At 38.0% G+C, this 353-nt stretch carries 1 protein-coding gene; it reads left to right on the top strand.

What is annotated here, in order from left to right; translation table 11 throughout:
* Positions 1-353 (top strand): DUF1542 domain-containing protein (locus tag HT701_RS10570; protein WP_172931512.1); only part of this gene is annotated, 353 nt, incomplete at both ends.

Here is a 353-nt window from a genome sequence, read left to right as displayed (position 1 = left end):
GCAATTAGTGCAATCAATGCGGAAGCTGATAGAAAAAACAGAGAAATCGATAGTGCGAATCTATTACCAGCTGACGTAACTAAGTTGAAACAACAAGTGGAAGCAGCTAAAACGAACGGTATAACCGAAGTTAATAGAGCTACTTCACCACAAGACGTAACAACTAAGAAAGATACAGCAGTTGGTGCTATTACAGGTATTAGCTTAGACGAAGCTAAACGAAATAAAGCAGCTAAAGAGTTGAACGATGCTAAAACAAATGCAATTAGTGCAATCAATGCGGAAGCTGATAGAAAAAACAGAGAAATCGATAGTGCGAATCTATTACCAGCTGACGTAACTAAGTTGAAACA

The sequence above is a fragment of the Streptococcus sp. 10824 genome, assembly GCF_013276595.1.
Classification (GTDB): Bacteria; Bacillota; Bacilli; order Lactobacillales; family Streptococcaceae; genus Streptococcus; species Streptococcus pseudopneumoniae.
The sequence above is the reverse complement of the archived record's forward strand: the minus strand, read 5'-3'. Positions and strand labels throughout refer to the sequence as shown.